1 protein-coding gene is annotated in these 533 nt (G+C 69.4%); it reads left to right on the forward strand.

Features of this window, described 5'->3' with window-relative positions; all coding sequences use genetic code 11:
- Positions 1–533: transposase domain-containing protein (locus tag ACFOYX_RS28605; protein ID WP_377534556.1), on the forward strand; the 533-nt coding region annotated here is incomplete at both ends.

Here is a 533-nt window from a genome sequence, read left to right on the forward strand (position 1 = left end):
CGGGATGCCTGTTCGCCGAACTCGGCTACCGGCAGGTGTGGTCGAAACTCACCAGCGGCCTGCGCGGCCTGCCGATCGCCTCGCCCAGCGGCAGCGCGTTACGTCAGGCCCGGCAACGCCTCGGCCCGCGACCGGTGCGGGCGTTGTTCGACCTGCTACGCGGCCCTGCCGCTACGAGCGCCAGGCAGGTGCGCTGGCAGGGTCTGCTGCTGACCGTGATCGACGGCACCACCCTGGTCGTCGCGGACACGCCGGCGAACACCGCCAGATACACCAAGCATCGCTGCATCAACGGTAGTTCCGGGTACCCCCAGCTGCGGTTGAGCGCCTTGCTGACCTGCGGCACCCGGTCGCTGATCGATGCCGTGTTCGACCCGGTCAGCGTCGGTGAACTCGACCAGGCTCGGGCGCTGACCCGTAGCCTGCAACCAGGAATGCTGCTGCTGGCCGACCGCAACTACGCCGCCGCGGACCTGCTGACCACCATCGCCGCGACCGGCGCGCATCTGCTGATCCGCAGCAAAGCCAACCGC

The organism is Micromonospora sp. GCM10011541 (genome assembly GCF_042650725.1).
In the GTDB taxonomy this organism is placed as follows: domain Bacteria; phylum Actinomycetota; class Actinomycetes; order Mycobacteriales; family Micromonosporaceae; genus Micromonospora; species Micromonospora sicca.